Source organism: Paenibacillus sp. WC2504 (genome assembly GCF_052682475.1).
This window is the reverse complement of the sequence record NZ_JBQZFH010000001.1, coordinates 364,586-390,994: the sequence shown is the minus strand read 5'-3', so window position 1 is coordinate 390,994 and position 26,409 is coordinate 364,586. Positions and strand designations below refer to the sequence as shown.

Sequence of the window (26,409 nt, the reverse complement as noted above, 5' to 3'; positions counted from 1 at the left end):
GGCAGAGAGGGTGACCCTTGACTTGGAAGAGCAAGATTGGCTTGATCGGGCAACGCAGGGAGATCGCACCGCTCTATCCCGGCTGTTACAGCAGCATTATGATTTTGTTTACAAATATTTGTTGAAAATAACGCTGAATCCGTCCATGGCGGAGGACCTGACGCAAGACACCATGATTCGATGCATCGAAAAAATAAACTTGTACAACGCGAAATCCAAGTTCTCCTCTTGGCTGATCACGATAGCCACCCGTTTGATGATTGATCAGGCGCGGCGGCGCAAACGCGAAAAGAAATGGCAGGAAGAACAGCAGGTGCAAGCCCTGCGTCAGATGCAGTGGCACGCCGAAAGCCGGAACGAGGCTTGGCCCGATGTACTGAACACCTTGGCTGAACTGCCCGAGGAAAGCCGCATTCCGGTTATTCTCAAACATTACTACGGCTACACTTATGAAGAAATCGGCCAAATCCTTGCCATCGCGGAAGGGACCGCCAAATCTAGAGTGCATAACGCTTTGAAGCAATTGCGAAAGGAGCTGGTGTAGATGGATAACTTTCAGGACGCTAATCATAAAAAGCCTCAGATGAGCGGATCTTCTGAGGCTCAGGCCGACGGTCCTCCTAATGAGGCTGAGGATGCCGTTCTTAGACTGCAGCAAGGACTTGACGCGTTAGACGGTTTATTCCCCGCCTCGCGTCCAAGCAGCGCATGGTTCGATCAACAAGTTGCAGCCGTCCAGAGAAAACAGCGCTCGCGGCTGCTCGGTGATCTGCTCAAGTTGTGGGGCACCGCCCTACTGCTGTTCTATCTCCTCTTCATAATCGCAGCTGCACAGCCGGTTACCTTCATTACCTTCCAAGCTTTGGCGATCATTGCACCGCTAGCTTGGCTACTCTTCAGAAAGCAGGTGGATTCACATGAAACATGAGAATTGGGATGCGCTACCTATATGGGCTTGGATAGGCATTGCTCTTATTCTGCTCGTGCAAAGCACATGGCTATTCGTTGATGCGCGCAAGCGGAGTGCTCGGTATCCTTGGTTTTGGGGGATTTGGGGCATCCTTCAGGCACCGACGCCGCTCATCGTGTATTTGTTTGCGGTACGGAAGATTCACCGCAGCTTCTCGGGCAAAGGGAATTGAGTTTCTGAAATTCTACTTAAGAAATTTACGCCGATTACTCAGGTTGTCGAGAAAGTCTCGACAGCCTGAGTTTTTCCATTTAATTAAGCAGCATAATGTCGATACACAACACGAAAAGAGCCACCCTACTTAGAGGCCGGCTCTTTTCGCTATTACTGCGCCTGCCGGGCATATTCATCCGGCGTCTGGCCGATAATGGACTTAAAATCTTTAATAAAATGCGACTGGTCGTGATACCCCAGATCCATCGATAGCTTGGACCAGTTCGGCCTGACGCTCACATCCGTCATTTCCGCCGCATTCTGAATGCGGGCCAGCTTAATGACCCACTTGGGCGTAACGCCAACGTAGTGGTCGAAAAGCCGCTGCAGCGTCCTCTTGTTCACGTGGAAGTGCTCGCAGAGACTGTCTACCTTCGTAATATCCGGCTGCTCGTTAATATAATCAATGATCTCATTGATAAAAGATACCTGCGCATCTTGCTCCGGCAGCTTAGGCCGGATCATTCGTTCGATTAGCTCTACCATTTGCCGCTCATCTGTCTGCGCAAACATGTCAGCCTCTAACCTTAGCGGATCAGTATCAAATACATTCTGAACGCTCAGCGGGCCCGCCTGCATGTCAGAAACCGGCCGCTTGAAGAACGGATAGAAACCGCCTGGCTTGAATTTCACACCAAATACGCATCCGTGGCCCTCCAGGTAGTGGCCGTATTTCTCTTTTCCAGGTCCATAAATGGCCGTCCGGTCAGGCTCAACGACCAAGTTGACACAGGGATTCGGAATGACGTGCTGGGTATAAGGCTCTTGACCTCTTAAATCCCACCGGATAATCCAATAATGGCGAATGAAAAAGGCCAGATCCTCCGAGGGAGCCACCCTGGAAAGCTGAAATTTCCGTGCAGTTTGCTGCAGATTCATAATGCCTAGACTGGGCTTGATAAGGTCTGACATGACGCCGATCACTCCTTGTCGCGTTTTTACAATACTTGGAGCGTACAAACTTCTATCATAAACTTAACACAAGTCGAGGGAGTGAGCTTAAGTTGGAATTAAAATACGAATTTTATATTGGTGCAACTTGCAAAGAAGTGTGGGATATTCTGGTGACACCGGAGGGGACGCGTAAAATTCTGTTCGGCAGCGTGCTCGAGACTACGTTCGAGGTCGGCTCTGATTTCAGATACATTGGGCCAGGCAATGACGGCGATGAAACGGTCCATGTCTATGGCAAGATTCTGGCCTATGAACCGGAGAAACTTCTCTCCTGCATCGAACATGCAGGCCCGTCCTATAATCCGAATCATGCGGATTTTCAGTCGCGGATGACGTTTACGTTAGAGACGGTCGGCAGCTGCACCAAAATGACGCTCATCAATGATGAATGGACACCGAACCACCCAAGCTTCGAGAGAACGAAAGCAAGCTGGTGGATGATTTTAAGCAATATCAAGACACTAGCGGAGACTGGTAAAACATTAGACTTCGGTTGGTAAAAAAGCGGCTATCTCAAAGGATCAACACGCCTTGAGATAGCCTTTTCTCATTTATAAAGGCAAAAGTGCAAGCGACGCTTTCCCCTCAAGCCCCTCAACCATGGCATGCCAAGCTTGCGGTTTATTCGCAAGAACGGCATAGTAACGGCGCAGGAACGTCGCAACCAGCTTCGCGCTGATCTCCTCCGCATCCTCGTCCGTGGGTAGGAAGCAAAGGTCCAGCTCTTCCACCGCTTCCCCGTTGTTTTCCCATGAAGGATGCACATACGGGAAATCAATCCGCTTGTAACCGAGATGCGACAAGACCTCTCGCCGCACGTAAGGGTCCATCGGCTTCACGCCGCCGAACGCATGGCCTTCGATCCGATACGGATCGTAGATCTCAGCGAACATCCCCAGCATCGGCTTGCCCGACTCGGCCGCCAGAGCCTCCAGGTCATTCCAACGTTTACGCGCTAGAAAACGACCAATGCCAAGTCCCGCTTGACCAATAATCGTAAAGTCCGTCATCGCCACTTGAAAATCCTCATAGTAGCGGTATTCTGTCGTACCAACGACCTTCCCTTCGTGCACAGCGACGAACACTCGAATCCCCGGGTCCTCCAATGGCTCTTTCCACAGGGCATATTCCAGCACCTCTTCCGGTGGGAATACCTCCTTCATCAGATCATGCATCGCACGAAACAAAGGGTTGTCTATACTTGTTATCCGTATGTATTCCATTAGTTTCTCAAGCTCCTTTACGTCCTAATTCGAAATGGATTCCGCCACTCCATCAAAAGTGCATAGTTCAGTGATTCCTCATCCTGCAAATAATCCGGCACAACCTGCACCGGCGTTCTCCCGCAGCGCAGCAGGAACGTAATCACCGGGTCCTTGCAAGCCCCTGCCATGACCGCTTTCACATAGTCCTCCGCAGTCATCGCTTCAGCCTGCTTATGGTACCCTGGCATACGCCCGCCTCCAAGCAATCTGCGCAGCCCCAAATGTACAACGACCTCATACATGGACTGCATCATCCATTTGCCAAGACCGAACTTGCGGTATGCGGGCATCACGCAGATATCCACAATATACAAGGTATCGCCGTCCGGCTGGTGCGTACGGATGTAGCCATCGTCGGTTAACGTCGACCAGCTGTGATCAGCAGCATGCACCTCGTCATAATCGACAAGTAATCCCGTAATGGAGCCAACAATCCTCCCCTCCACCTCTACACAGAGTGCGCCTTGGGGGAATCTTGTAATGTGCTCCGTGAGCTGCTCCTCATTCCACCATAACTCCGACGGAAAAGGCGGTGGAAAGCTTTCCTGCTGAACGCGAATCAGCGCGTCCATATCTGCTTTTTCATAATTGCGAATGACTGCCTCAATGGGCTTGTCCCCGTCGAAGACGTACAACTTTTTAGCGTAATATTGGTGCGAATTCCTATCCACCATGCTAGGCATACCCCCTCGCCCTGATTAGGACCAATCGGTGTACAGATCCGTCCTGCGGTCACGCCATGTGGTGACAGAGCCTTTTTCGCGGACGAGGGTTAACAGATCTAAATCCAAATCCGCCGTGACCACCATATCACCGTTGATTTCACCTTCGACCATGATCCCTTTTGGCGGGAAAGGCACATCATTTGGAGTAAGCACCGCGGCTTGCCCGAAATTTGCCCTCATGAAATCAACTGTCGGCAGAGCGCCGACCGTGCCCGTCGTGACGACGTAGATTTGATTCTCAATTGTTCGTGCATGGCAGGTGTAACGCACTCGGTGGAACCCGTGCCGGTCATCCGTACAGGAAGGAGCAAACAGCACATCAGCGCCGCGGGCTCTAGCCATTCGGACGATTTCAGGGAATTCTACGTCATAGCAGACGAGTATCGCGATACGGCCTTTCTCCGTGTCAAACACCTGCAGGGAATCCCCAGCCCCCATATTCCATTCCTTCACTTCGGTCGGGGTGATATGCAGCTTTTTCTGCTCCCCGATACGCCCGTCCGGATAAAATAAAAAGGCCGTGTTATACAGCTTGCCCTCTTCAGAGGTAATGTGCGTGCCGCCAATGATGTGCATGCCCGTTTGCTTAGCCAGTCCTTGGAAAAGCGTCCGATAAGCCTCTGTAAACGACGGCAATGCCTCAATCGGCAGCGCTTTGCCATGCTCATCACCAATGGACATCAACTGTGTCGTGAACAGTTCAGGAAACAGCACAAAATCCGCCTCAAACTCCTGAGCCACCTTCACATAATGCTCCACCTGCGCAGCGAACTCTTCAAAATTGTGTATCGTGTGCAGATGGTACTGCACGGCCGAAACTCGCATTTTCAACGTCATCTCTCCCAACTTGTCATTAAATCTATAAGCCTGAGTTACAAGAATTAAAAGAGTTACAAGCTAACAAGCACTCGCCCTCTAACTTTCCCTCCCAAAACCTCTTGCGTCGCCTGGACAATGCCATCTAATGTCACTTCTTTGTACATCATCCGTTCAAGCAGCTGCGGTTTTAATTCCCCAGCCATCCGCTCCCACAGGGGCCTCCGAATCTCGGACGGGCAATACACCGAATCAATACCCAACAGGTTCACGCCTCGCAATATAAAAGGAAACACTGTCGCGGCAAATTCACCGCCACCTGTCACTCCGCTCAGCGCTACAGACCCGCCGTACTTCATCCGACTCAGGACATAGGCAAGCGATTCGCCTCCTACCGGATCGACGCAGCCTGCCCAATATTCCTTGTCGAGCGGTTTCCTGACGGACGGGGATAACTCCTCCCGAGGCACTACACGCGTCGCGCCCAATTCCAGCAAATACGCATGATCGGCGGACTTGCCCGTGCTGGCTTCCACCTCATAACCGAGCGCAGCCAACATCGATACACTGTTACTGCCTACGCCGCCGGTAGCGCCGCGGACGAGGACAGGCCCTTTCTCCTTGCTCAGCCCGTTCTCCTCCATACGCTGAATCGAAAGCGCTGCTGTAAAACCTGCCGTTCCCAGGATCATCGCTTCGCGATGGGACAGTCCCTTCGGCAGCGGCACAACCCAGTCGGCCGGGACCCGCGCGTAGGCGCTAAACCCGCCGTAATGTCCCGTTCCTAGCTCATAGCTGGTCACAAGCACCTCGTCCCCCTCGCGAAAGCGGGGGTCTGACGAAGCGGCAACCGTACCTGCCAGATCGATGCCAGGCACGATGGGATACTTCCGCACAACGCGACCGTTCGGCGTGCAAGCCAACGCATCTTTATAATTAATACCCGAGTAACGCACGCGGATCGTCACTTCACCCGGTGGTAAATCCTCTATTCGCAGCTCTTTCACCTGTGAGGAAAAGTGCTCCTCTGTCTTCTCCACCACTAACGCCTTAAAGCTATCCATACTGGTTTAGCCTCCTCGGTCCCCATCGGATTCAATCAAGTGAATTTTCCAACTACTACCCATTTAGTTTACTAAAATCGTGTTCAGTATTCAAAGGTTTCGACACATCGATGAAAATTCTAAGGCTGCGGTTGCATGAGGGGAACTACGTGGCCTTATTTCGGGGGAAAAGGCCCATTTGTGGGTCCCGGTGGAACTACAGGGCTTTATTCACGCTCGAATCCGCTTAGTTGCGCCAAAATTGGCAAAATAGGGGACTGCAGTTCCCCTTGCCGGCCCAATGGGCTATTCCCATTGAAATAGCGTCCTGCAGTTCCCTTATCGGCACGCAGAGTGCTCCTATCCCACCACAAATCGCAAAAAAACTCCCCGGTCCTATGACCAGGGAGCCCTTCTTATTGCTGCTGCGCAAAACCCGCAGCTTTCAAAAACCGTTCAAAAGCCGCTTGCCCGGCTTCATCACGTTTAAACACGCCGGCGTCGAGCAGCACGTCCATGAACTTGCTGCCGACTTCCTCCTGCAGCACCGCTTTCGCGCCGTCTGCCGTCAGCGCAGCGCCGTGCTTCGCAATCATCGCCTCGATCCATGCCGCATGCTTATGCAGCGGATGAGAGGCCTCGTCACGGATTGCGCTGCCGTAGTCGGCTTCGCCCGTGAGGATCTTGGCGATATCCGCCAGCTCCTCTTGCAAGCGGCCTGGCAGTACCGCCAGCCCCATTACCTCAATCAAGCCGATGTTCTCCTTCTTGATGTGGTGCAAGTGCTGATGCGGATGGAAGATGCCATCCGGATGCTCTGCGCTGGTGCGGTTGTTCCGCAGCACCAAATCAAGCTCGTACTCGCCTCGTGCGTTGTTGCGGGCGATTGGGGTGATCGTGTTATGCGGGATCCGCTGTCCGTCCTTCTCGCTGAAGGCGAGGACGTCCGCTTCCGCATCACTGTAGGCGCGCCAGTCTTCGAGCAGCTTGCTCGCCAGCTTGTAGAGCTGCTGCTTGTTATGGCCGCTCAAGCGAATGACTGACATCGGCCATTTCACGATGGCCGCTTTCCCGCCAGCGAACTCAGCGTTCGCGAATGTTTGCTCGCTCGGAGCTTTCTCCATCGGGAATTGATGACGTCCGCCCTGGAAGTGGTCATGGTTCAGAATAGAACCGCCCACGATCGGCAGATCCGCGTTGGAACCGATGAAGTAATGCGGAAATTGATCGATGAAATCGAGCAAACGATAGAACGTATTCGCCGTTGTTTTCATCGGAATATGTTTTTCATGGAAAATAATGCTGTGCTCGTTGTAATACACGTAAGGCGAATACTGGAAGTACCATTTCTCGTTATCCAGCTCTAAGGGAATGAACCGTAGATTTTGCCTTGCCGGGTGATTCACACGCCCGGCATATCCTAAGTTGTCCGCGCAGAGCAGACAGGCGGGATAGCTGCTTTGCGGCAGCGTTTTGAGCAGGGCAATTTCTTTCGGATCCTTCTCTGGTTTAGAGAGATTGATCGTAATCTCAAGATCACCGTAAGCGGTGCCCGTCAGCCAGTATTCATTTTTCTGAATACGATCCATCCGAATATAATTGGAATCAATGGATTGTTTATAAAAATAATTCGTTGCCGCCTCAACCCCATTGGTCTTCGCCGTGTTCCAAAATTGATTCACAACCTCGGAAGGACGGGGCATGAGCAGCCCCATAATCCGTGCGTCCAACAGATCCCTGTACGTGGCTGTGTTCTCTTCCAGGAGGCCTGCCTCGTAAGCTGCATCCAGCAAATCTTCCAGAAGGGCTACAGGGCTGCTTAACTTCTCATCCGGCACTTCCCCTGCATAAGGTTCAGCAAGCCCAAATAAATCAAGCAAAGCATTTCGTGAAGTATAGATATCCAACTGCTCTATGAGTCCATTTTGCTTCGCAAACTGAAGGAGCCTTTCAATGGTTAATGCCGTAAACTGCGTTGCTTCAACTGTCCGTTCCATGTGCCACACTCCTTTCTAAACAAGCTTATTCCGCGTAACCGTTCGGGTTATTTTGGTGCCAATTCCATGCGCTCTCAATGATGGATTCCAAGGAATCGCGGCTAGGCTTCCAGCCCAATTCCGTTCTTGCACGCTTAGAGGAGGCGATCAAGGTAGCAGGGTCGCCTGCTCTGCGCGGCTCGATCACTGCAGGGATCGCATGCCCTGTTACTTTGCGGGCGATATCGATCACTTGTTTAACCGAAAAGCCTGTGCCGTTGCCCAGGTTATAAATATTGCTTTCAGCTCCGCCGCGCAGCTTCTCTACCGCAAGCACGTGGGCGCTGGCCAAATCGCTAACATGAATGTAATCGCGCACGCAAGTGCCGTCTTCCGTTGCATAGTCATCGCCATAGATGGAGATGTGTGCTCTCTGACCAAGGGCTACTTGCAAAATAATTGGAATAAGGTGCGTCTCCGGGCTGTGATCTTCGCCGATTTTGCCGCCGGCATGTGCGCCCGCCGCATTAAAATAACGAAGAGATACATATTTGATACCATGGGCCGTGTCAAACCATTTCATCATTTTTTCCATCGCCAGCTTCGTTTCGCCATACGTATTCGTCGGCAGCGTACGATCGCTTTCCAAGATCGGAATGTTCTCAGGTTCGCCGTAGGTCGCCGCTGTCGACGAGAACACGATATTTTTCACGCCGTATTGATTCATTTTTTCGAGCAGGCAAAGCGTTCCATACACGTTATTGTGATAGTATTTGGCAGGATTCGTCATGCTCTCGCCAACTAGTGAATTTGCTGCGAAATGGATGATGGCATCAATACTGTTTTCCGAAAAAACAGTATCCAGAAACGCGCTGTCACGCAAATCGCCGACATACAGCTTGCCACCAAGCACGGCATCTCTATGTCCTTGTTGCAAGTTATCGACAATAACAACCTCTTCCCCTTTTTCCAGCAGCTCAGCCACTGCATGCGAACCGATATAACCGGCTCCACCCGTTACTAGAATCGCCATTTACAATACCTCCTCGATTTGTTCTACGCCATTCCCGATATCACATACATAGAAACTTGGTGTCAAACCTGTTTTTTCCGTATATTCTTTGCCGACTTGATCGATAAATGTTTGTACGCTGTCTTCGTGAACCAAGGAAACCGTACATCCCCCGAATCCTGCGCCTGTCATCCGCGCACCTAGCACACCCGGAACCTTCAGCGCTGCCTCAACCATCGTATCCAGCTCAACGCCTGTTACTTCATAGAGGTCACGCAGTGAGTTATGGGACCCAATCATCAACTGGCCAAAAGCTTCAAGATCATTCTGTTCCAGCACTTCGATCGACTTGAGCACACGATCAATTTCTTCTACAACGTGCTGCGCTCTGCGACGAACGGTCTCGTCTGGGATCAAGTGTTTGAATTCATTGAACTGGTTCAGGTTTAACTGACCAAGCAATGTGAGGGATGGGAACTGCTTTTGCAAATATGTGACCGCCTGCTCACATTGGCTTCTTCTTTCGTTGTAAGCGGAGTCGACGAGACCTCTGCGTTTGTTCGTGTTTCCGATCACCAGCTTGTAGCTGCCGCTTTGGAACGGAACATGGCGGTACTCAAGCGTATCGCACATGAGCAGGATCGCGTGATCCTTTTTCCCATTAGCTACAGCAAATTGGTCCATGATCCCACAGTTCACACCAACGAATTGATTCTCTGTTTTTTGCGCCAAAAGGGCAATTTTCACCGTATCAATCGGATATTTCTCAAGCGTCTCCAGGGCGTAAGCCGTGACTACCTCGATGGAAGCCGAAGAGGAAAGTCCAGCGCCGTTCGGAATTTCACCGTGGAACAAAAGATCGTAGCCTTTCGTAACCGGAAGACCTTCTTTGGCCAAGTGGGCAAAGATTCCTTTCGGATAGTTGATCCAGTTATCTTCCTCCTGGTAGGTCAAGTCATCTATGGAAATTTGTTTGCGAAGGGCCAGATTGGTCGATGCAAATCCGATGACACGATCTTGTCTAGGACGGATCAGCAGTGTCGTTCCGAACGTTAATGCAGCAGGGAATACATAACCGCCATTATAATCCGTGTGCTCGCCGATCAGGTTAACCCGACCTGGAGCATGGAACGCTGAAATTGGTGCTGCGGATTCCCCGTAAATTTCAATAAACGTGTCTTTTAAAGCTTGCAAATCTGCCATTCTGGCACCGCCTTTAGTTTTTTATTAGTAGGATGTAGGAGCAAGTTTGTAACTTCAGTATAAGAGAAGAATCCAGTGTTGGCTATGGAAGCATGTTATTTTCACATGGAAAAATGTGATTTCAACATTTCTACTCGGCGGCTAAGTATGGTAAATTAAAAGGAGCATAAGGACAATATCCCACGGAGCTGAAGAGAGCCATGCCCAAGCAGGAAAGCTACTATGTCGTTTCGAACCCACTCCCCTCTGGAGAGAGTGCTTTGACCGTGCTCTTTGCAGGAGAGAGTCAGACTAAGCCCGTTCATCGGTTAGGACCTAAGGTGTACGACTACTATTTAATTCACTATGTCATTTCAGGGAGAGGCGTATTTTCCACACAGGGGGAAGAGTATGCGCTAGGTGCAGGAGACAGCTTCGTCATCGAGCCAGAGCAGCTGATCAGCTATGTTTCGGATGACAATGATCCGTGGCATTACTGTTGGATTGCCTTTACAGGCGAGCAAGCTCCCTCTTTGGTAGCATCAACAGGCATCAACCCTTTGCAGCCTATCCTGCACAACAAACGCAACCGGCATATCCCCGTCTTGTTTCGCCATATTCAGCAAGCTTTACGAGCCAAGAAAGTAAGTGCACAACTGAAGTCCATCGGCTATTTACTTCTTCTATTAGGTGAGTACTGCGAAGCTCTCTCCGCGTCCACGACAGCCGGCGTCATCTCAGACGCGGAGAGCGACCGGATCGTGCAGCAGGCCATTCACTATTTGTCCACCCAATATGCCGAGCCGATTACTATTGAAATGATGGCTGAGAGCTTAGGCTATAACCGCGCCTATTTGTCTCGCCTCTTCAAGCGCCACACCAAAGTCACGCCCGTGACATTTCTGCTCAAGCTTCGTGTCGATAAAGCACGCCAACTGCTGCGGGAACGGCTGGAACTGACGATTGAGCAGATCGCAGCCTCTGTCGGCTTTTATGATCCGTTATATTTTTCCAAACAATTCCGCCGCTTATACGGCGTTTCTCCGAGTGAGTACCGGAATCAGATCAAGTCGCTATAACAAAGGGCTGCATCAGGATCATGAGTGGTCCTGTGCAACCCTTTTTCTTATTTCAGCTTAAACCGGCTGATCTGTTCCTGCAGATTGACAGCCATGACGCTGAGCGATTCCGAAGAAGCGGAAATCTCCTCCATCGCCTGCAATTGCCCGCTCGAAAGCTTAGCAATGTCTTGAAGCTCCATCAACGCTTGTTTCACCACGCCCGCTGTCTCTTGCGCAGAAGCCGCCACTTCCTCCGTCCCTGCCAATATCTCCTCGGAGGCCGCCGAGACCTCCTGAATTTGATCATTCACACTTTGAACGGAAGCTAAAATGGATTGGAAAACTTCGCCGGCTGTCTGAACAAGCACCGAACCTTTCTCCACTTCCGACAGTCCATCGCGCATGGAACCTGACGCCTCTTTGGTTGCTGCAATCGTTTCGCTGATAATCGCGGTTATGTCCACAGTTGCTCTGCTGGTCTGCTCCGCAAGCTTCTTCACTTCGTTCGCGACGACGGCAAAACCTCGGCCATGCTCGCCAGCTCTTGCCGCTTCAATCGATGCATTCAGGGCCAAGAGGTTCGTTTGCGAGGCAATGCCCGAAATAAATCCGGCGATCTGGCGAATTTGCTCCGATTTCTCTTCTAAGCCGAGTACCAGGCCTGCCGTATGCTCTACGACGTGGCAGACCTCGTTCATTTGAGCAACCGCCTGCACAATTTCGACATTCCCTCTGCCGGCTTGCTCGACAACACTCTGCACAGTTTCCGAAACGTCTGTTGACGATTCGGCAATTTTTTGCACGCCGGTCGACATTTCATTCATAGCTGTCGAAATTTGTTCAGAGGCCTGATAATTCGCCTCTGAGCCGCCGACCACTTGCTTAACGGCAAGCGTGATATGTTCAGACGATTTCGTCGACTCGTTCGCGATCGCTGTCAGTTCTTCAGAAGAAGCCGCCGTATGGGAGACGGCTTCCGAGATGTTGCCGATGATCTCCGAGAAGGATGAGAGCATGCCATTGATATTTTTCCGCATAGAGGCAATCTCGTCTTCGCCGCGGTCAGACAATCTTCCGGATAAGTCCCCTTTGCCGACTTGCTGCATTAGCGCCGAGATCGTTGTGATAGGCCGGACGATCGCTCTAGAAACGACAATAGCCAACACAATCACTAGAACAGCTGCGATGACTAGCATAGTGACCGCATTTTTCTGAAGCAGATTGACCTTCTGATACACTTCGGACTGCTCAGCGGTCAATATTAGCTTCCAGCCCGTCGCCTCGATGGTTTGATAAGCAGCCGACTTCAAAGTCCCGTCCGGTTCTTTATAAAAGATATATCCGTTTTTATCCTTAAATACGGTTTTTTTGTAAAGCTCCACCTTCTCGGCGGTCGATGATTCCTCAAGCCTTTGTCCTGTTTTATTCGGATGGACGAGATACATGCCACTCGGAGAAATCAAATATCCGTAGCCGGTTTCCCCAAATTTGATGTGGTTGATAATCGACATGATTTGTTCAGGAACTAGAAACATCTGCACGACACCGCGGAATTCACCTTTGGCATCGACAAGCGGGAGATCGATGATAACAATATTTTTCCCGCTGCTTGCCTCGGTTCTGATATCAGAGACCGCCAGTTTTTTATCCGCGGCCGCTTTCTTGTAATTGTCGAAGTTCGTCGCGTCTATCTTGCCGCCACTTGTGTCTGTCGAGAAACCTTGCGGGTCAACATACGCCAATTTATAGATCTCAGAATCACTCTCAAATCTAGTTTTCTTTATTCGAAAATGACATTCGTCCTGAAATTTCGTCACACTACGAACCTCTTTTCATCGACATAATATGACAAAATCTCAATACGATAAACCCTTGATATCAGACCTACACCGCTTCCCTCACTCCAAAACAAAAACACCACCTCAGGAGCTATAACTCCCAAAGTGGTGCCTTTTCATTTTCTAACTTCTATAGCTTATCGTTTGCCCGGATCGTAAGGTTCACCTAGAGCAGATGGCGCTTTCGCCCGACCTACTGCGCCTGCCAGGACCAAGATCGTTAGCACATAAGGCAGCATGTAGAGGAACTCCTGCGGGATGTTCTTGGAGAAATCGAACAACCGCATGAAGTTGTTGAGCGCCTGCGCCATACCGAAGAACACGGCAGCGCCAAGTGCACCAAACGGATGCCACTTACCGAAGATCATCGCAGCCATCGCAATAAAACCTTGGCCGGAAATCGTGTTATGCGAGAAGGTACTTGTTGTCGTCAATGTGATGGTTGCACCGCCAAGGCCGCCAAGCAGACCACTGATCAAAACAGCGATATAACGCACGCGCTTCACCTTAATCCCAACGGTATCCGCTGCACTTGGATGCTCACCGACGGAGCGAAGACGCAGACCGAATGGTGTTTTGAACAGCACATAGTACGTAACAGCAACGAGAATTAGAGCAATATAGGTTGTCGGGTAAGCAGTAAATAAAGCATATCCGATATACGGAATTTTCGACAAAAGCGGAAACTCCCATTTTGAAAATACATCGTTTAACGTTTCCGTTTGACCAGCGCCATTGAATAGTACTTTAACCAGAAACAGCGTGACACCGGCAGCCAAAAAGTTAATTACGACACCGCTGATGACTTGGTTCGCTTTAAAGGTAATTGTCGCTACAGCATGGATAAGCGCAAAGATGAGCGCAAACAGCATGGCCGTCAGCAAGCCGATCCACGGGGACCAGACTCCCATGTTTGCTTCTTCCGCATAATAAGCGCCAACCGCGGATGCGAAAGCTCCGGAGACCATAAGTCCTTCAATCCCGATATTCACCACGCCGGAGCGCTCCGAGAAAATACCAGCCAGAGCACCGAAGATCAGCGCAGTCGAGTAAACGAGCGTTGTGTTAATAAGTTCACTGAATTTCGTGAAAAACGCGTTGAGCATTGTGAGCAGGTCCATGTTACGACGCCCTCTCTTTCTTGCGTTTGCTATAGAACGGGATGAGCACCCATTTGACGATGCCTTGTGTGGCTACGAAGAAAATCACCGAGCCGATCACGATGCGGATAATTTCCGGCGGCACATCGGCCCCGAAGCTCATTCCCGCTGATCCGTAGGATAATCCGCCGAATAACGCGGCGCCGAGGACAATCCCGAGCGGATTGTTCGCACCTAACAAGGACACGGCGATGCCATCAAATCCATACCCAGGGGATGCCGCGGCTACGACCTGATAGTGGAACACACCGAGAATTTCAAATACGCCGCCAAGACCGGCAAAAACACCCGAGATAAACATCGCTTTAACAATGTTGCGATTCACGTTCATGCCCGCATACTTCGCAGCATCAATATTATGGCCTACGGCACGCAGCTCATAGCCTTGTCTTGTTTTCCAAAGAATGATATAGAAGACGATGGCGGCGAGGATCGCAACCACGGTGCCCCAGTGAATCCTGGCATGGTTCATCAAATCCGACAACCAAGTAATGCTAAGCGAAGCCGAGTCCTGAATCATATACGAACGCTGCTGCTTCGGCTCCAATAGGAATGTATTTACGATATAGTTTGACAGGAATAACGCGATCCAATTGAGCATGATCGTTGTGATAACTTCGTTAACCCCGCGTTTTGCTTTCAAGTAACCTGCGATAGCCCCCCAGAGTCCGCCGACAAGCGCTCCGACGATAACGGCCAATGGCGCATGAATAATCCATGGAAGACCTGTCACTTTCACACCGATAAAAGTAGCCCCCGTCATTCCCATGACGAACTGCCCCTCAGCTCCGATGTTAAATAGGCCTGTCCGGAATGCAAATGCAACGGATAATCCCGTCAAAATCAAAGGCGTGATCGCACGAATCGATTCCCCGATGTCATACGAATTTCCGAAAACACGGGCAAATAATGCCCCGTAGGCAGCAATCGGATTATAGCCGCCTGCCAGCATGACGAGCGCTCCGAATAACAGCCCGAGCACAATGGCCACGATGGGATTCACCGCTGATTCACTTGTAAAAATACGAGCAACCTTATTCATGAGCAGCTCCTTTCCCTGTGCGCTTACTGCCAGCCATCAGAAGTCCGATCTCTTGATCGTTCGTCTCTTGCGGCAGCACTTCTCCCACAATCTGTCCTTCGTAGATAACGGCAATACGGTCCGATACGTTCATAATTTCATCCAACTCAAAAGAAATCAACAAAACTGCTTTGCCCTTGTTCCGCTGCTCGATCAGTTGACGGTGCACGAATTCAATCGCTCCTACGTCCAATCCGCGCGTTGGTTGAGCAGCAATTAGCAGGTTCGGATTCTTGTGTATTTCCCTGGCAATAATTGCTTTCTGTTGGTTCCCTCCCGACAAAGATCGAGCCTTATTGTAAATGCTCGGTGTCCTTACGTCGAACTGCTTGATCAGCGCTTCCGCATGGCGGTCAATCGCCTCGTAATTGAGGAAACCCGCTTTGTTATAGGCAGGATGGAAATATGTTTCCAACACCATGTTCTCACTCATAGAGAAATCAAGCACGAGTCCATGCTTATGCCTGTCCTCCGGAATATGCGACAAGCCTGCCTCCGAGATCTCTCTCGGCGTATGGTTCGTAATGTCGCTTCCTGTTAGCAATACCTGCCCGCTATCAATAGATCGCAGCCCTGTCAGCGCCTCGATCAATTCACTTTGGCCATTGCCGTCTACACCCGCGATACCCAGAATTTCTCCGGCTCTCACTTCGAAATTAAGTTCTTTCAGTGCAGCCAGTCCCTGTTGATTCCGAACAACCAGGTTCTTAACTTGGAGAACAGGTTCCCCAAGCTTCACATCTTTTTTCTCCACTTTAAAGGAGACATCGCGCCCGACCATTTTCTCAGCCAAAATTTGCGGATTCGCGTCTTTGCTTGCAATGGAATCGATCACCTTCCCGCGGCGAATAATGGTTACGGTATCAGCAATCTCCATGATTTCTTTCAGCTTATGTGTAATGAGAATGATGGACTTGCCCTCTTTCACAAGATTGCGCATAATGACCATCAATTCACTAATTTCTTGCGGCGTCAGTACAGCTGTTGGTTCGTCAAAAATGAGAATATCGGCACCGCGATACAGCGTTTTCAATATTTCTACGCGCTGCTGCATACCGACGGAAATATCTTCAATTCTTGCTTTCGGATCAACGCGAAGCCCATATTGCTCAGATATCTTGCGCACCTTTTCTTGCGCTGTTTTAATATCGACATTCAGCCCTTTTTTCGGCTCCATGCCCAGGATAATGTTCTCCGTTACGGTAAACGGCTGTACAAGCTTAAAATGCTGATGCACCATCCCGATGCCCAGCTCAATCGCCCGATTCGGACTATCAATGGATACCTCGTTGCCTTGTACTTTTATAAAACCCTCGTCCGGTTGATACAGCCCGAACAAAATATTCATCAATGTGGATTTACCCGCACCATTTTCGCCCAGCAAGGCATGGATTTCACCCTTCATCAGCTTTAAGCTGATCGCATCATTCGCCACGATGCCCGGAAACCTCTTCGTAATGTTGTTGAGCTCAACAACAGGGACTACTTCATTCATCAGATCACCCTAAGGATCAATTTTTTTTTAAAACCCTCAAAACTAAGAACAAGGCTAGTTATTGTAACTAGCCTTGTTTGAACAAAAGTAAACCTATCGTTCGTAACCGCTGTACCTATTATACCCGTATTATGGTGTTTCTGGGACTTTAATTTCGCCGCTGATGATTTTTGCTTTGTACTCGTCAACTTTTTTCAAGATATCTGCTGTTACGTTTTTCTTGGAAGTTTCCGGAAGGCCTACACCGTCATCTTTCAGACCAAGTGTAACGTTTTTACCGCCTTGGAATTTGTTGTCGATAACGTCTTTGGAAACACGAGCAACCGCGTTGTCAACACGCTTCAACATGGAAGTCAGTGTTACTTCATCGCCGAACTCAAGGGATTGGTCTTTATCTACACCGATAACCCAAACTTTTTTACCGTTTTTCGCACGGTCTTTTGCTTCGTTGAATACACCGTTACCTGTGGAACCAGCTGCGTGGAAAATGATGTCTGCGCCATCGTTGTAGATGGTTGCTGCCGCTGCTTTACCAAGGTCAGGCTTATCGAACGCGCCTGTGTAGTTGATTTGAATTTTAGCATTTGGGTTAACAGCTTTCACGCCGGCAACGAAACCAGCTTCAAAACGTTTGATAACCGGGATGTCGATACCGCCAACGAAACCGATTTTGTTGGATTTTGTCGTAAGACCTGCAACCACACCTACAAGGTAGGAACCTTCTTGCTCGGAGAATGTTACGGATTCTACGTTTGGAGCTTCTACAACGTTATCAATAATCGCAAGTTTAGCATTCGGGTTTTGAGTTGCAACCGTTTTAAGCGCGTCACCCATCAAGAAGCCAATACCCCAAGTCAAGTTATAGCCGTCTTTTACGAATTGGTTCAAGTTCGGCGTATAGTCCGCATCGCTTTTACTTTCCAGGTTCTTCACGTTTACGCCAGTTGATTTTTTTAATTGTTGCAAACCTTCCCATGCGCTTTGGTTAAAAGATTTATCATTTACGCCGCCAATGTCTGTGACCATGCCGATTTTGAAATCTTTGCCGCTGTTGTTGCTTGGTGCTGCGGATGCTGCGCTACTTGCTGCTGGTGAAGCGGAAGCGGCCGGTTTTGTTTCTTCTTTTTTGGCACCGCAACCTGTCAAAGCAACCGCGGAAACAGTGACAGCCATTAACGCTGTTGTGAATACTTTTTTCATCATCTTTACCCCCAAAATAAATTTAAAATTGTACCTTAAATCCCACATTCTAGGTTGACCAGAATCAGTTAAATTATGTATGTCTGATCATAGACCGAGTGTATCACTTTGCAACTTAAGTGAAAAGCAATCCTGCAGCAAATGATCATAATTCGTGATGTTAACCAAGTTGACATGGTCTTTTTGTAAAGCCCCACAATATAGGTTTTAAGCCCCAATTATTTATTATACTACCGCCGGTCAATAAAATCTAGATGACCTATTTTTAATTTTTTATGGTCATCAATGTCAGGAATTGATCGGAGGATAGCGGATTGCTGAACAGTTTTCCTTGCACCTCCGTACATTGCAGAAATTTCAGGTATTCGAATTGCTCTTCCGTTTCGACACCTTTCGCAATTAACTTTAACCCTAATCGGTGGGCCATCCGAACGATAGCAGCTGCAAGCAGTTGATTTTCGTCATCATCGACAAGGTCTCTGATCAGCGTGCTGTCCAGCTTTACACTATCCAGCGGCATACCTTCCAGCCCGCTTCGTGTAAAAAGCCCCGTACACAAGTCATCCATGGCAATGCGTACGCCAAGCTTTTTCAGCATCGTCAGCTTCTTGCTTGCTTCTTGCACGTTGGAAGACGTGATGCTCTCCGTAAGGTCCAGCTCGACCAGACTGGGATCGATACCTGTTTCTTGCAGCACATCAGCTATATGGGCAATAAAATGATCATCTTTAAACTGCGAAGATTTAATGGTGAACGTCATTCGGAGCGGCTCTTGACCGGCCTTCTGCCAGTCTCTCATCTGCCTGCACGCGGTCTGAAACGCCCACTTGCCGATAGGCACCATGAATCCCAGTTCATCCGCTGCTTTCCGCCAATCCATGAGCTTGCTAAGCTGCTTAGCCCCCTTCTCCCAGTAGAGGCTGATCTCCATGCCGATGAGCTTGCGGCCTGCGATTTCATATTGCGGCTGATACCGTAATTCGAACTGTTCCTGCTCTAAAGCCAAGCGCAGCTCGTTCTCCATGTGAGCCTTGCTCTTCACCATCGTATCAATGTCTGACGCATAGAACTGGAAGCGGCTATTCTCATGGTTTTTGGCCTCGTACATCGCTTCATCTGCACGCTGAAGAAGCTGTTCGGGCTTAGTGCCGTCTAGCGGATATAATGCAATTCCCATACTAGCGGTTATCGTAACGGTTTTTCCATCCAGGATAAAGGGTTCATCCAGGACATTTTGAATGCGCATAGCCACTGCTCGGACGTCTTCCGGTTTGGTAAAAGATTCAAGCAAAATAATAAACTCGTCGCCACCCTGCCGATACACCGTATCCGAACCACGCAGACAGCCTAACAATCTCTCCGCAGCCAATCGAATGAGCTGATCACCAGAGGCATGGCCATAGGAATCATTAACCTCCTTGAATCTATCCATGTCGAGAAATACAACTGCTGCTAGCTGGTCATAGCGCTGAGCATGAAGGAGCACGCGCTTTAAGCGGTCCTCGAACAGCCGTCGATTCGGCAATCCCGTTAATGTATCATGGTAAGCCAAGTAAGCCAGCTGCTTACTCTTCTCCTCCTGTTCGATGCTGTTAAGCCGCAGGTGACGGATGCGAATGGCAAAAAAGAAGCAAATAAGTGCTTGAATGAGAACGAACACTATCATCTTCGGGGTAAATGTAAAAGAAGCAGCAGCAAGTAGATTAGCCGTCAGCAGAAAGAAACCAAGGATGCCCACATAGCGGAGCTCCTGATCTTTCATCTGTTGAATCCACTTTAAAAAAAGGCTTCTCATTCGGGGGGAACCTCCATTCCGGTCATCAAAAAAGGCTATTCCATTTGGAATAGCCGTAGGCGTACCTGTATCGGTAAACTGCTCCTCTCGGCAGCCCAGCCATCATCGTTGCGGCGGCAACCTAAGACCCGGAGCTTTGCGTCCTTACCTTTCGGCAAGTTTGCCTTTTACAATATTCAGGTAAACAAAGAAAAAGCAGGACTATTTAACTATATCACAATTTTTTCTACTCTGGCTATTTTTAGTTAAATTAGCAAATTAAAAAGTTTGGGATCTTTATTGATCTCGATATAATCATAGTCCTTGCGGGACAAACGTTCAATAAGACCCTCATAATCATCTTTATTCTTCAGCTCGATGCCGACTAGTGCTGGAGCATCATCCCGATTGTTCTTTTTCGTATACTCAAACCGGGTAATATCGTCGGTCGGCCCCAAAACTTCCTCCAGAAATTCACGCAAAGCGCCTGCACGCTGAGGGAAATTGAGGATGAAATAATGTTTCAAGCCCTCGTACACGAGCGATCTTTCTTTGATTTGCTGCATCCGGTCTATGTCATTATTACCACCGCTGATGATACAAACTACGTTTTTGCCGCGAATTTGATCCCGGTAAGCATCAAGCGCCGCAACAGGCAGAGCCCCTGCTGGCTCAATCACGATGGCGTTGTTGTTGTAAAGCTCCAGAATCGTCGTGCATTCCTTCCCTGAAGGAATAACAACAATATCGTCCAGCTTTTCTTTGCAAATATCAAAGGTAAGCTCGCCTACCTGCTTCACAGCTGCGCCGTCTACAAATTTCTCAATCGTAGACAAAGTAACGACTTTGCCCTGCTTGAGCGACGCCTGCATACTTGCAGCGCCCTCTGGCTCAACGCCAATAATCTTGGTACGTGGAGAAACGCTGTCCACATAAGTCGCCACACCAGCTACAAGACCGCCGCCCCCGATGGTGGCAAAAATAAAGTCAGGCGTATCGGACATCTGATTCATAATTTCCAGACCGACAGTCCCTTGTCCCGCGATCGTGCGAATATCATCAAAAGGGTGAATGAACACCTTATTTTCTTTGGCACAGTAGGCCTTGGCGTGATTAGATGAATCATCGAAAGAATCCCCTGTCAGAATCACTTCTACAAAAGATCCGCCAAACAACTTCACCTGCGAGATTTTTTGCCTTGGCGTCGTCGTTGGCATGAAGATTTTCCCTTCAATTCCCAACTGCTTACAAGAGTAAGCAACGCCTTGTGCGTGATTGCCTGCGCTTGCGCACACGACTCCCGCTTCGCGTTCTTCCGGGGTCAAACTTTGGATCACATTGTACGCTCCGCGAATTTTAAAAGAACGAACGACCTGCATATCTTCACGTTTCAAATAAACGTTACATTCATACAAGTTAGAGAGCAGCTCATTGCGTTGCAGAGGCGATGGTTCGATCACCTTGCTGAGCACATGATTGGCCCTAATAATTTCTTCCAAACCTACTTTTCCGGAAACAACCATTTTCTCTTACTTCCTTTCTCTCCAATATGCGTAATAAATTTTAAAGATTATTGTAGCACACTGAGGAGCGCCTGTAAGAAAATATTATTGGAACATTTTATGAATGCTGATGTTTCACTCCAAAATATGGCGGGTATTAACTAGCAAGATACTTTATAAGGGAGTGATTGCTATGTCGACACAACCACGTAATATTGACATTGAAGAACGCCATGTAGAGAAAAAATCGGATTCCAGTTTAGTAGCTTCCACCTTCATTAAGTATGCAGCTTACATCATCATCATCTTCGGAGTTCTATATTTCTTAGTTCATTATGTATTTCCAATGTTTTAGAACATGAATAAGCGCGTGAAGAAAGGGCTATCTTGCGGGTCTATGACCTGTAAGATAGCCTTTTTTTCAGTATATACGGTAATGACCACGCGAATCTCGCACTATTGGGGAACTATGATCCTCATACCGGCTTCCTAGTAGTAGTAACGTGGCTGATCTTGCAGCTCCGCCCGTTTCTGCAAGAAACGGTAAAACGCGCTTGCTGCTTGTGCCCTTGACACTTCTTGTTGCGGCGCAAACTTGCCATCGTTGAGGGACATAATGTTAAGCCCTACCACAATCGCAGCGGTACCTACTTGCTTAACTTCAGCGGCATCCGCGAATTGGCTGTTGAACACGCCGTCGAATTTCGCCAGGTTTTTGTATCCAAGTGCCTTAACGATCAATTGTGCCATCTCTTCGCGACTTAGCGTAGCTTCTGGGTTGAAATCAGCGCCAACGTCCAGCAAACCGCGGTCAACCGCATTTTCGACATAGGCAAAATAAGGGGAAGCGTTGCTTACATCCGCAAAGGAAGCTTTGCGATCCGCTCCGTAATAGATGCCACCGTTCCCGCCATTCATCGCGATAACCAGCATTTTGACCAGCTCGCCCCGTTTAATCAATTGATCCGGGTTGACTTTGCCATCCTGCACATCAAGTGCTTGATAGTCCAGCATCAGTTGAAGCTCGTTCTTAGCCCAGTGATTGTCGATGTCGCTAACGGTCACTTTATCCAGGGACATAACCTCACCCGTCTGGCTGTTTCTCCATTTTCCAGTTTGCGCATCAAGCAGGAAGGGTTCCCGGCTAAGTTTTGGAACGAGCGTGTAGACAAGCTTAGCTTCTAATTTTTGATTTGCGTTGGTAACGGCTGCAGTCGGAGGAATTTCTCCCGCAGCAATCATCAGGTTGTATTTCTCAATTGGCATTACGCCATTGGATCCGCCATATTCGAGCACATAGTTTAGTTTAATGTCGAACTGGGAAAGCCACAGCTCCTTCGCCTTGTCGAGCGCCAGAATCTCCGGTTTCTGCTTCGGATAAGGCATGTCGCTGAGCCCGAATTGATAGTTCATAATTTGACCCGTCACGCGGTCGATGCTGATGGTTACACCCTCACCACCCGCACTAACACCGTCAATAACGCGATTGAATCGGATATCCCAATTCCGCATATGCTTCAGCTGGTCTTCCGAGTAATCCTTGGCGGATGGCTGGCTGAGCACTAACTGGTCAGTGTAAGAAGGAATTTGCGTTTTCACGAAATCTACGCTTTTGGCAACAGCATCCTCTAAGGAAACCTTACCTTCAATGTCCTTATTGTTATCAGGGCTGTACGGCACATAGCTGTTAAAATTGGTGATTTCTCCGGTTTTGCTGTTTACATTTGCCCAGACTCCGCTTCCGGCTATCTTGCCTGTAGGGTCTTTCTCAGAAACGGTGTTCCAGCTTAAGTTCCAATTCGAGTTGGTTTCTCCGGTTTCAGGGTTCGTCCCTTCATTGTAGGTAGCCTCTTGGAGCTTGTAGTCCGAGGAAAGATTGAACACCGTGATGACTTTCTTCACGGCTTCCTCCTTCGTCAGGTTCAAAGCAGCCGATGGACGTTCAGCCAGCGGTTTGTCCGTCAAAGGCTTGGAATCCTCCGTATGCGGAACCGGGTTCCATACTCCTCCGGTTAGCGCATTCAGCGAAAACGCTCCCATCATATAAGAAATAATCGGTAATTTCTTGCCTTTGGCCCCGTATGGAATCTGATAGAGAAGCGAGAGATCCGCTTTGTCATGGAATAATTGAGCAGCTTTTTCTTTCGTAACAGGCCCGGTATTCGCTTGGAAAGTAACGTCATCAGACCAATTGTAATTATAATTCGTTACTTGACCGTCGCCATTCACACTGACCGAAATACCATTCGCAGTAAAAGGAACACCGTCAACCGAACGATCGAAGCGGATGTTGTACTGATAATTCCCGTTCAACGGTGTGCGGAACGCTTTCTCTTCCGAATCGTCGTAAAGCAGCTCTTTCTGCTTGTCTGGATTCACTTTAGCAATAAAAGCGGAAGCGACATCTTTAGCTGCAGCGAAGTCAACCTTCGGCGGATACGCCGGTTTATGATCCGGATCACTGTCATTCATTGAATAAGCCGTCAGCGTTCCATCCAGGCCATTAATCGATACGTTCAAATAACCGTAGGTCTGATCTTTTACCTTTTTCACATAATTAATGTTCCATGTCGGGATATTTCTGCCATTCGTGCCATAGTAAGCATTTAAGCTAATCGATTGGAATGTGAAGCCTTGAGGCAGCGTGATATACGCCTTAGCCCGCTCTATCGCTTGCTCTTTCGTGATTTTGGCATCTAACATCTTGCTGTCGACGACGCCGGGATAGGCAGGCACTGCAATGGTCTTACTATCCACACTTACCTCACTGGCCCAAACGGCTGGAGCAGCCGTGAGCAGCAAACTTGAAGCTAGTACTAGCGTTCCTGCTTGTTTGACTAATTTCAAAGTCCTCTTCCTCCTTTAGGCATTGAAAATTACCATAATAACCCTTGACGCTGATAAGGAAGAAAAAGTTGCTTTAAACATACAAAAAAATTAAAAAATAAAAAACACATCTCCAAGCCCCCTTCAGGGAGGCATGAACATGTGCTGCTGTTTTAATTACCGTTAGGCATCTTGCTCGTTTTGGCGTTTTCTTGGCTAAGGGTGTGCATGAGATCTTTCATTTCGCCTTGCGTCAAATCTCGCCATTTGCCAACCTTTAAGTTCCCCAGATGAATATGCATAATCCGAACGCGCTGCAGGCGCACCACCCGATACCCGAACGCTTCGCACATCCGACGAATTTGCCGATTAAGCCCCTGTGTCAGGATGATGCGGAAAACACGATCGCCCACCGGATAAATTTCGCATGGCTTCGTTACCGTGCCCAGAATGCGCACTCCGCTAGCCATGCCCTTCAGGAACATCGGCGTAATTGGCTTGTTCACCGTCACGATGTACTCTTTGTCATGATTATTTTCTGCGCGCAAAATCTGATTCACAATGTCTCCGTTATTCGTTAAAAGAATGAGACCTTCCGAATCCTTATCCAGTCTGCCGATCGGGAAAATACGTTCCGAATGCCCCACAAAGTCAACAATATTGCCTCTGATATGAGCTTCCGTCGTACTGGTGATTCCTACTGGTTTATTGAGCGCAATATAGACATGTTCCTTCTTCTCGCCAATCGGTTTGCCATCGATTCGAACTTCATCGCCAAGACCTACAACGCTTCCAAGCCCGGCAACCTCACCGTTAATCGTAACACGTTTCGCTTCTACCCACTTGTCCGCTTCCCGCCTGGAGCAAACCCCTGTCTCGCTAATAAATTTATTGATTCTCATGCTTGGGAAATCCCTTCTATGCCGTGATCCTATTTTTCTGATATCTCCTATTATGATGGATTCCCCAAGTTCGTTCAAGTCAGGTATCACATGGCAAAAAGAAAATCGCCCTCCATCCTGTGAACGGGAGCGATCTACCAATGATCTATTTTTTCGGCATAGCTCGAACGATACGCACCAATTTGCGTTGTGCCACCGTCAATGGCCGGGTATAAGCATAGTTGCCTTTTGGCGAAGGATTAATGGCCGCACCGCTTTTAAAAGTGCCTGTTCCCGCAAGAACGGCTACTCGAATATTGAATGTATTCATTACGCTAGCAATCGGTGTCGAGATAGAACGAGGACCGCTACCTGCGAAGTTCAAAGCCGCTGCAAATTGTCCTCTCATCCATACAGACCCGGAGTCGCCAGGCAGAGAGATGTTCGTAGGAGCCGTGAGGATCGTCTGATTACGGAACTGCAGCGTAACGCCCCCCAACTCAGGATAAGGTCCGATATTAATTTGTACGCCGATACTCTCCACCGTGCCGATAACAAACCCCGTGGTACGTCCTGATTTAAAGAAACGGTCTCCCACACGGTAGCTGAGCAAATGACCTTGCGGATTCACGAATTGCCCTGTATTACTGACCAAATATCTCGGAGTGAGCAAACTGTTGTTAAAAGGTATCGCCGTAGCAGCATCCATGAAGTTCGGTCCTGTTAGATTAAAAGGAACAAACCGGAATGCCGTACCGACACGATCTGTCACATTTACGCCTCCGTCCAGGTTCCCCGGTTGAACAATATTCGCGCCGAATCTGTTCGCTTCAATAAGCACATGGTTGTTGCTCAGCATCAGCAGTTGGCCATTCTGAATGACGATCAGACCGCAAGTCCCTGTCCCCCGATTCTCTCGGCCAATGCTAACGCCGCCCGGAACGGGACGATGTTTGCCGCGAAATTGCGTGGCTCTGTAACGTTTCACCGGAGCTTTCACAGACCGGCTCATCTTTTTCGGGGCCGCTACGGAGTTAGGTCTGAAGGGAGCTCCAGCAATATAACGGACGGGGATGCTAGTGCCGACAACCTTTGCGATGCTTTTACCGATTGCTGTCGTAACCGCACCTTTACGCGTGTACACGATAATCGCCGCACCTCTTCCAGGTTTATCCGGATCAGCATAGCCAACACCAGTACCCAGAACACCCGGCATTTGCAGCGTTGCGAAAAGCCTGTCATTTTGCCTTAAAGCCTCATAAAAAGTCGCCATGTGCATTCTCCTTTGTAAGGGGATGCATTCAATTTATGCTAGTCTATGTGAGTTTGTCTCCTCTACGAACCTATCTTTAAATAAATAGATGAATCACTCTGAGACGCCTGTAACAGGTGCATTTCTCTAAGACAAACAAGAAGCGTATAATAGAATTCACAA

24 protein-coding genes and 1 riboswitch are annotated in these 26,409 nt (G+C 49.0%); of the genes, 6 read left to right on the top strand and 18 right to left on the bottom strand.

Going from position 1 to position 26,409, the window contains the following annotated elements; translation table 11 throughout:
• Positions 1-22: 22 nt before the first annotated feature.
• The 3 genes from sigY to ACUN27_RS01755 are packed head-to-tail and all read left to right on the top strand — an operon-like array spanning position 23 to position 1,142.
• Positions 23-544, top strand: coding sequence for an RNA polymerase sigma factor SigY (sigY, locus tag ACUN27_RS01765; RefSeq protein WP_315954537.1), 522 nt, complete (start codon positions 23-25; stop codon positions 542-544).
• On the top strand, positions 545-928 hold the full coding sequence (locus ACUN27_RS01760) for a DUF5345 family protein (protein ID WP_315954536.1): 384 nt from the start codon (positions 545-547) through the stop codon (positions 926-928).
• A complete protein-coding gene (locus tag ACUN27_RS01755) occupies positions 918-1,142 on the top strand; it encodes a sigmaY antisigma factor component (RefSeq protein ID WP_315954535.1) in 225 nt (74 codons plus the stop codon). Before ACUN27_RS01760 ends, ACUN27_RS01755 begins: the two co-directional genes overlap by 11 nt.
• Positions 1,143-1,294: 152 nt before the next feature.
• Here ACUN27_RS01755 and ACUN27_RS01750 read toward each other — a convergent pair whose 3' ends face one another.
• A complete protein-coding gene (locus ACUN27_RS01750) occupies positions 1,295-2,095 on the bottom strand; it encodes a helix-turn-helix domain-containing protein (protein WP_315954534.1) in 801 nt (266 codons plus the stop codon).
• A 92-nt stretch (positions 2,096-2,187) separates the two neighbouring features.
• Here ACUN27_RS01750 and ACUN27_RS01745 point away from each other — a divergent pair, with 92 nt between their 5' ends.
• A complete protein-coding gene (locus ACUN27_RS01745; protein WP_315954533.1) occupies positions 2,188-2,637 on the top strand; it encodes an SRPBCC domain-containing protein in 450 nt (149 codons plus the stop codon).
• 51 nt (positions 2,638-2,688) lie between these two features.
• Here ACUN27_RS01745 and ACUN27_RS01740 read toward each other — a convergent pair whose 3' ends face one another.
• The 7 genes from ACUN27_RS01740 to ACUN27_RS01710 form a co-directional block, all read right to left on the bottom strand.
• Positions 2,689-3,360 carry a GNAT family N-acetyltransferase gene (locus ACUN27_RS01740; protein WP_315954532.1) on the bottom strand — a complete coding sequence of 224 codons (672 nt, stop codon included), beginning with the start codon at positions 3,358-3,360 and terminating at the stop codon, positions 2,689-2,691.
• A gap of 17 nt (positions 3,361-3,377) precedes the next feature.
• Positions 3,378-4,076 (bottom strand): GNAT family N-acetyltransferase, encoded by a 699-nt coding sequence (locus tag ACUN27_RS01735; RefSeq protein ID WP_315954531.1) that lies wholly within the window; start codon positions 4,074-4,076, stop codon positions 3,378-3,380.
• A 24-nt stretch (positions 4,077-4,100) separates the two neighbouring features.
• Positions 4,101-4,958, bottom strand: a complete 858-nt coding sequence (locus ACUN27_RS01730; RefSeq protein ID WP_315954530.1) for a carbon-nitrogen hydrolase family protein — start codon at positions 4,956-4,958, stop codon at positions 4,101-4,103.
• A gap of 59 nt (positions 4,959-5,017) precedes the next feature.
• Positions 5,018-6,007, bottom strand: a complete 990-nt coding sequence (locus ACUN27_RS01725) for an acrylyl-CoA reductase family protein (protein ID WP_315954529.1) — start codon at positions 6,005-6,007, stop codon at positions 5,018-5,020.
• Positions 6,008-6,402: 395 nt separating this feature from the next.
• On the bottom strand, positions 6,403-7,983 hold the full coding sequence (locus tag ACUN27_RS01720) for a UDP-glucose--hexose-1-phosphate uridylyltransferase (protein WP_445558296.1): 1,581 nt from the start codon (positions 7,981-7,983) through the stop codon (positions 6,403-6,405).
• A gap of 25 nt (positions 7,984-8,008) precedes the next feature.
• Positions 8,009-8,995, bottom strand: a complete 987-nt coding sequence (galE, locus tag ACUN27_RS01715) for a UDP-glucose 4-epimerase GalE (protein WP_445558295.1) — start codon at positions 8,993-8,995, stop codon at positions 8,009-8,011.
• Positions 8,996-10,177 carry a galactokinase gene (locus ACUN27_RS01710; protein WP_326063061.1) on the bottom strand — a complete coding sequence of 394 codons (1,182 nt, stop codon included), beginning with the start codon at positions 10,175-10,177 and terminating at the stop codon, positions 8,996-8,998.
• 200 nt (positions 10,178-10,377) lie between these two features.
• Here ACUN27_RS01710 and ACUN27_RS01705 point away from each other — a divergent pair, with 200 nt between their 5' ends.
• Positions 10,378-11,235, top strand: a complete 858-nt coding sequence (locus ACUN27_RS01705; RefSeq protein ID WP_445558294.1) for an AraC family ligand binding domain-containing protein — start codon at positions 10,378-10,380, stop codon at positions 11,233-11,235.
• A gap of 47 nt (positions 11,236-11,282) precedes the next feature.
• Here the strand turns inward: ACUN27_RS01705 and ACUN27_RS01700 are convergent, their stop codons facing one another.
• The 7 genes from ACUN27_RS01700 to ilvA form a co-directional block, all read right to left on the bottom strand.
• On the bottom strand, positions 11,283-13,034 hold the full coding sequence (locus ACUN27_RS01700; protein WP_445558293.1) for a methyl-accepting chemotaxis protein: 1,752 nt from the start codon (positions 13,032-13,034) through the stop codon (positions 11,283-11,285).
• 158 nt (positions 13,035-13,192) lie between these two features.
• Positions 13,193-14,176: an ABC transporter permease gene (locus ACUN27_RS01695; protein ID WP_315954523.1), complete on the bottom strand. Its 984-nt coding sequence runs from the start codon at positions 14,174-14,176 to the stop codon at positions 13,193-13,195.
• 1 nt (position 14,177) lies between these two features.
• Positions 14,178-15,257 (bottom strand): ABC transporter permease, encoded by a 1,080-nt coding sequence (locus tag ACUN27_RS01690; RefSeq protein ID WP_315954522.1) that lies wholly within the window; start codon positions 15,255-15,257, stop codon positions 14,178-14,180.
• The gene (locus ACUN27_RS01685; protein WP_445558292.1) at positions 15,250-16,791 is read right to left on the bottom strand and encodes an ABC transporter ATP-binding protein; all 1,542 of its coding nucleotides are present in this window, start codon (positions 16,789-16,791) and stop codon (positions 15,250-15,252) included. Before ACUN27_RS01685 ends, ACUN27_RS01690 begins: the two co-directional genes overlap by 8 nt.
• Before the next feature lie 129 nt (positions 16,792-16,920).
• Positions 16,921-17,991 carry a BMP family lipoprotein gene (locus ACUN27_RS01680; protein WP_315954520.1) on the bottom strand — a complete coding sequence of 357 codons (1,071 nt, stop codon included), beginning with the start codon at positions 17,989-17,991 and terminating at the stop codon, positions 16,921-16,923.
• Positions 17,992-18,256: 265 nt separating this feature from the next.
• Positions 18,257-19,786, bottom strand: a complete 1,530-nt coding sequence (locus ACUN27_RS01675) for a putative bifunctional diguanylate cyclase/phosphodiesterase (RefSeq protein ID WP_315954519.1) — start codon at positions 19,784-19,786, stop codon at positions 18,257-18,259.
• A gap of 86 nt (positions 19,787-19,872) precedes the next feature.
• Positions 19,873-19,961, bottom strand: a riboswitch (cyclic di-GMP riboswitch).
• 70 nt (positions 19,962-20,031) lie between these two features.
• Positions 20,032-21,288: a threonine ammonia-lyase IlvA gene (ilvA, locus tag ACUN27_RS01670; RefSeq protein ID WP_445558291.1), complete on the bottom strand. Its 1,257-nt coding sequence runs from the start codon at positions 21,286-21,288 to the stop codon at positions 20,032-20,034.
• Positions 21,289-21,460: 172 nt separating this feature from the next.
• Between ilvA and ACUN27_RS01665 the strand changes: the two genes are divergently transcribed.
• On the top strand, positions 21,461-21,622 hold the full coding sequence (locus ACUN27_RS01665; RefSeq protein ID WP_186456555.1) for a hypothetical protein: 162 nt from the start codon (positions 21,461-21,463) through the stop codon (positions 21,620-21,622).
• 134 nt (positions 21,623-21,756) lie between these two features.
• On the opposite strand, the gene ACUN27_RS01660 is transcribed toward ACUN27_RS01665, so the two are convergent.
• The 3 genes from ACUN27_RS01660 to ACUN27_RS01650 all read right to left on the bottom strand — a co-directional run bounded on the left by ACUN27_RS01660 (position 21,757) and on the right by ACUN27_RS01650 (position 26,247).
• Positions 21,757-24,114 carry an S-layer homology domain-containing protein gene (locus ACUN27_RS01660; RefSeq protein ID WP_445558290.1) on the bottom strand — a complete coding sequence of 786 codons (2,358 nt, stop codon included), beginning with the start codon at positions 24,112-24,114 and terminating at the stop codon, positions 21,757-21,759.
• A gap of 152 nt (positions 24,115-24,266) precedes the next feature.
• Positions 24,267-24,995 carry a 23S rRNA pseudouridine(2604) synthase RluF gene (gene rluF, locus ACUN27_RS01655; protein ID WP_315954516.1) on the bottom strand — a complete coding sequence of 243 codons (729 nt, stop codon included), beginning with the start codon at positions 24,993-24,995 and terminating at the stop codon, positions 24,267-24,269.
• Between the two features lie 145 nt (positions 24,996-25,140).
• Positions 25,141-26,247: a hypothetical protein gene (locus tag ACUN27_RS01650; RefSeq protein ID WP_445558289.1), complete on the bottom strand. Its 1,107-nt coding sequence runs from the start codon at positions 26,245-26,247 to the stop codon at positions 25,141-25,143.
• Positions 26,248-26,409 lie beyond the last annotated feature (162 nt).

Bases quoted from the DNA above. Each gene is read 5' to 3' on its own strand.
- rluF (WP_315954516.1), bottom strand. From the start codon at position 24,995: ATGAGAATCAATAAATTTATTAGCGAGACAGGGGTTTGCTCCAGGCGG.
- ACUN27_RS01705 (WP_445558294.1), top strand. From the start codon at position 10,378: ATGCCCAAGCAGGAAAGCTACTATGTCGTTTCGAACCCACTCCCCTCT.
- ilvA (WP_445558291.1), bottom strand. From the start codon at position 21,288: ATGGTTGTTTCCGGAAAAGTAGGTTTGGAAGAAATTATTAGGGCCAAT.
- ACUN27_RS01740 (WP_315954532.1), bottom strand. From the start codon at position 3,360: ATGGAATACATACGGATAACAAGTATAGACAACCCTTTGTTTCGTGCG.
- ACUN27_RS01760 (WP_315954536.1), top strand. From the start codon at position 545: ATGGATAACTTTCAGGACGCTAATCATAAAAAGCCTCAGATGAGCGGA.
- ACUN27_RS01680 (WP_315954520.1), bottom strand. From the start codon at position 17,991: ATGAAAAAAGTATTCACAACAGCGTTAATGGCTGTCACTGTTTCCGCG.
- ACUN27_RS01725 (WP_315954529.1), bottom strand. From the start codon at position 6,007: ATGGATAGCTTTAAGGCGTTAGTGGTGGAGAAGACAGAGGAGCACTTT.
- galE (WP_445558295.1), bottom strand. From the start codon at position 8,995: ATGGCGATTCTAGTAACGGGTGGAGCCGGTTATATCGGTTCGCATGCA.
- ACUN27_RS01710 (WP_326063061.1), bottom strand. From the start codon at position 10,177: ATGGCAGATTTGCAAGCTTTAAAAGACACGTTTATTGAAATTTACGGG.
- ACUN27_RS01650 (WP_445558289.1), bottom strand. From the start codon at position 26,247: ATGGCGACTTTTTATGAGGCTTTAAGGCAAAATGACAGGCTTTTCGCA.
- ACUN27_RS01690 (WP_315954522.1), bottom strand. From the start codon at position 15,257: ATGAATAAGGTTGCTCGTATTTTTACAAGTGAATCAGCGGTGAATCCC.
- ACUN27_RS01735 (WP_315954531.1), bottom strand. From the start codon at position 4,076: ATGGTGGATAGGAATTCGCACCAATATTACGCTAAAAAGTTGTACGTC.
- ACUN27_RS01665 (WP_186456555.1), top strand. From the start codon at position 21,461: ATGTCGACACAACCACGTAATATTGACATTGAAGAACGCCATGTAGAG.
- ACUN27_RS01750 (WP_315954534.1), bottom strand. From the start codon at position 2,095: ATGTCAGACCTTATCAAGCCCAGTCTAGGCATTATGAATCTGCAGCAA.
- ACUN27_RS01755 (WP_315954535.1), top strand. From the start codon at position 918: ATGAAACATGAGAATTGGGATGCGCTACCTATATGGGCTTGGATAGGC.
- ACUN27_RS01695 (WP_315954523.1), bottom strand. From the start codon at position 14,176: ATGGACCTGCTCACAATGCTCAACGCGTTTTTCACGAAATTCAGTGAA.
- ACUN27_RS01720 (WP_445558296.1), bottom strand. From the start codon at position 7,983: ATGGAACGGACAGTTGAAGCAACGCAGTTTACGGCATTAACCATTGAA.
- ACUN27_RS01685 (WP_445558292.1), bottom strand. From the start codon at position 16,791: ATGAATGAAGTAGTCCCTGTTGTTGAGCTCAACAACATTACGAAGAGG.
- ACUN27_RS01675 (WP_315954519.1), bottom strand. From the start codon at position 19,786: ATGAGAAGCCTTTTTTTAAAGTGGATTCAACAGATGAAAGATCAGGAG.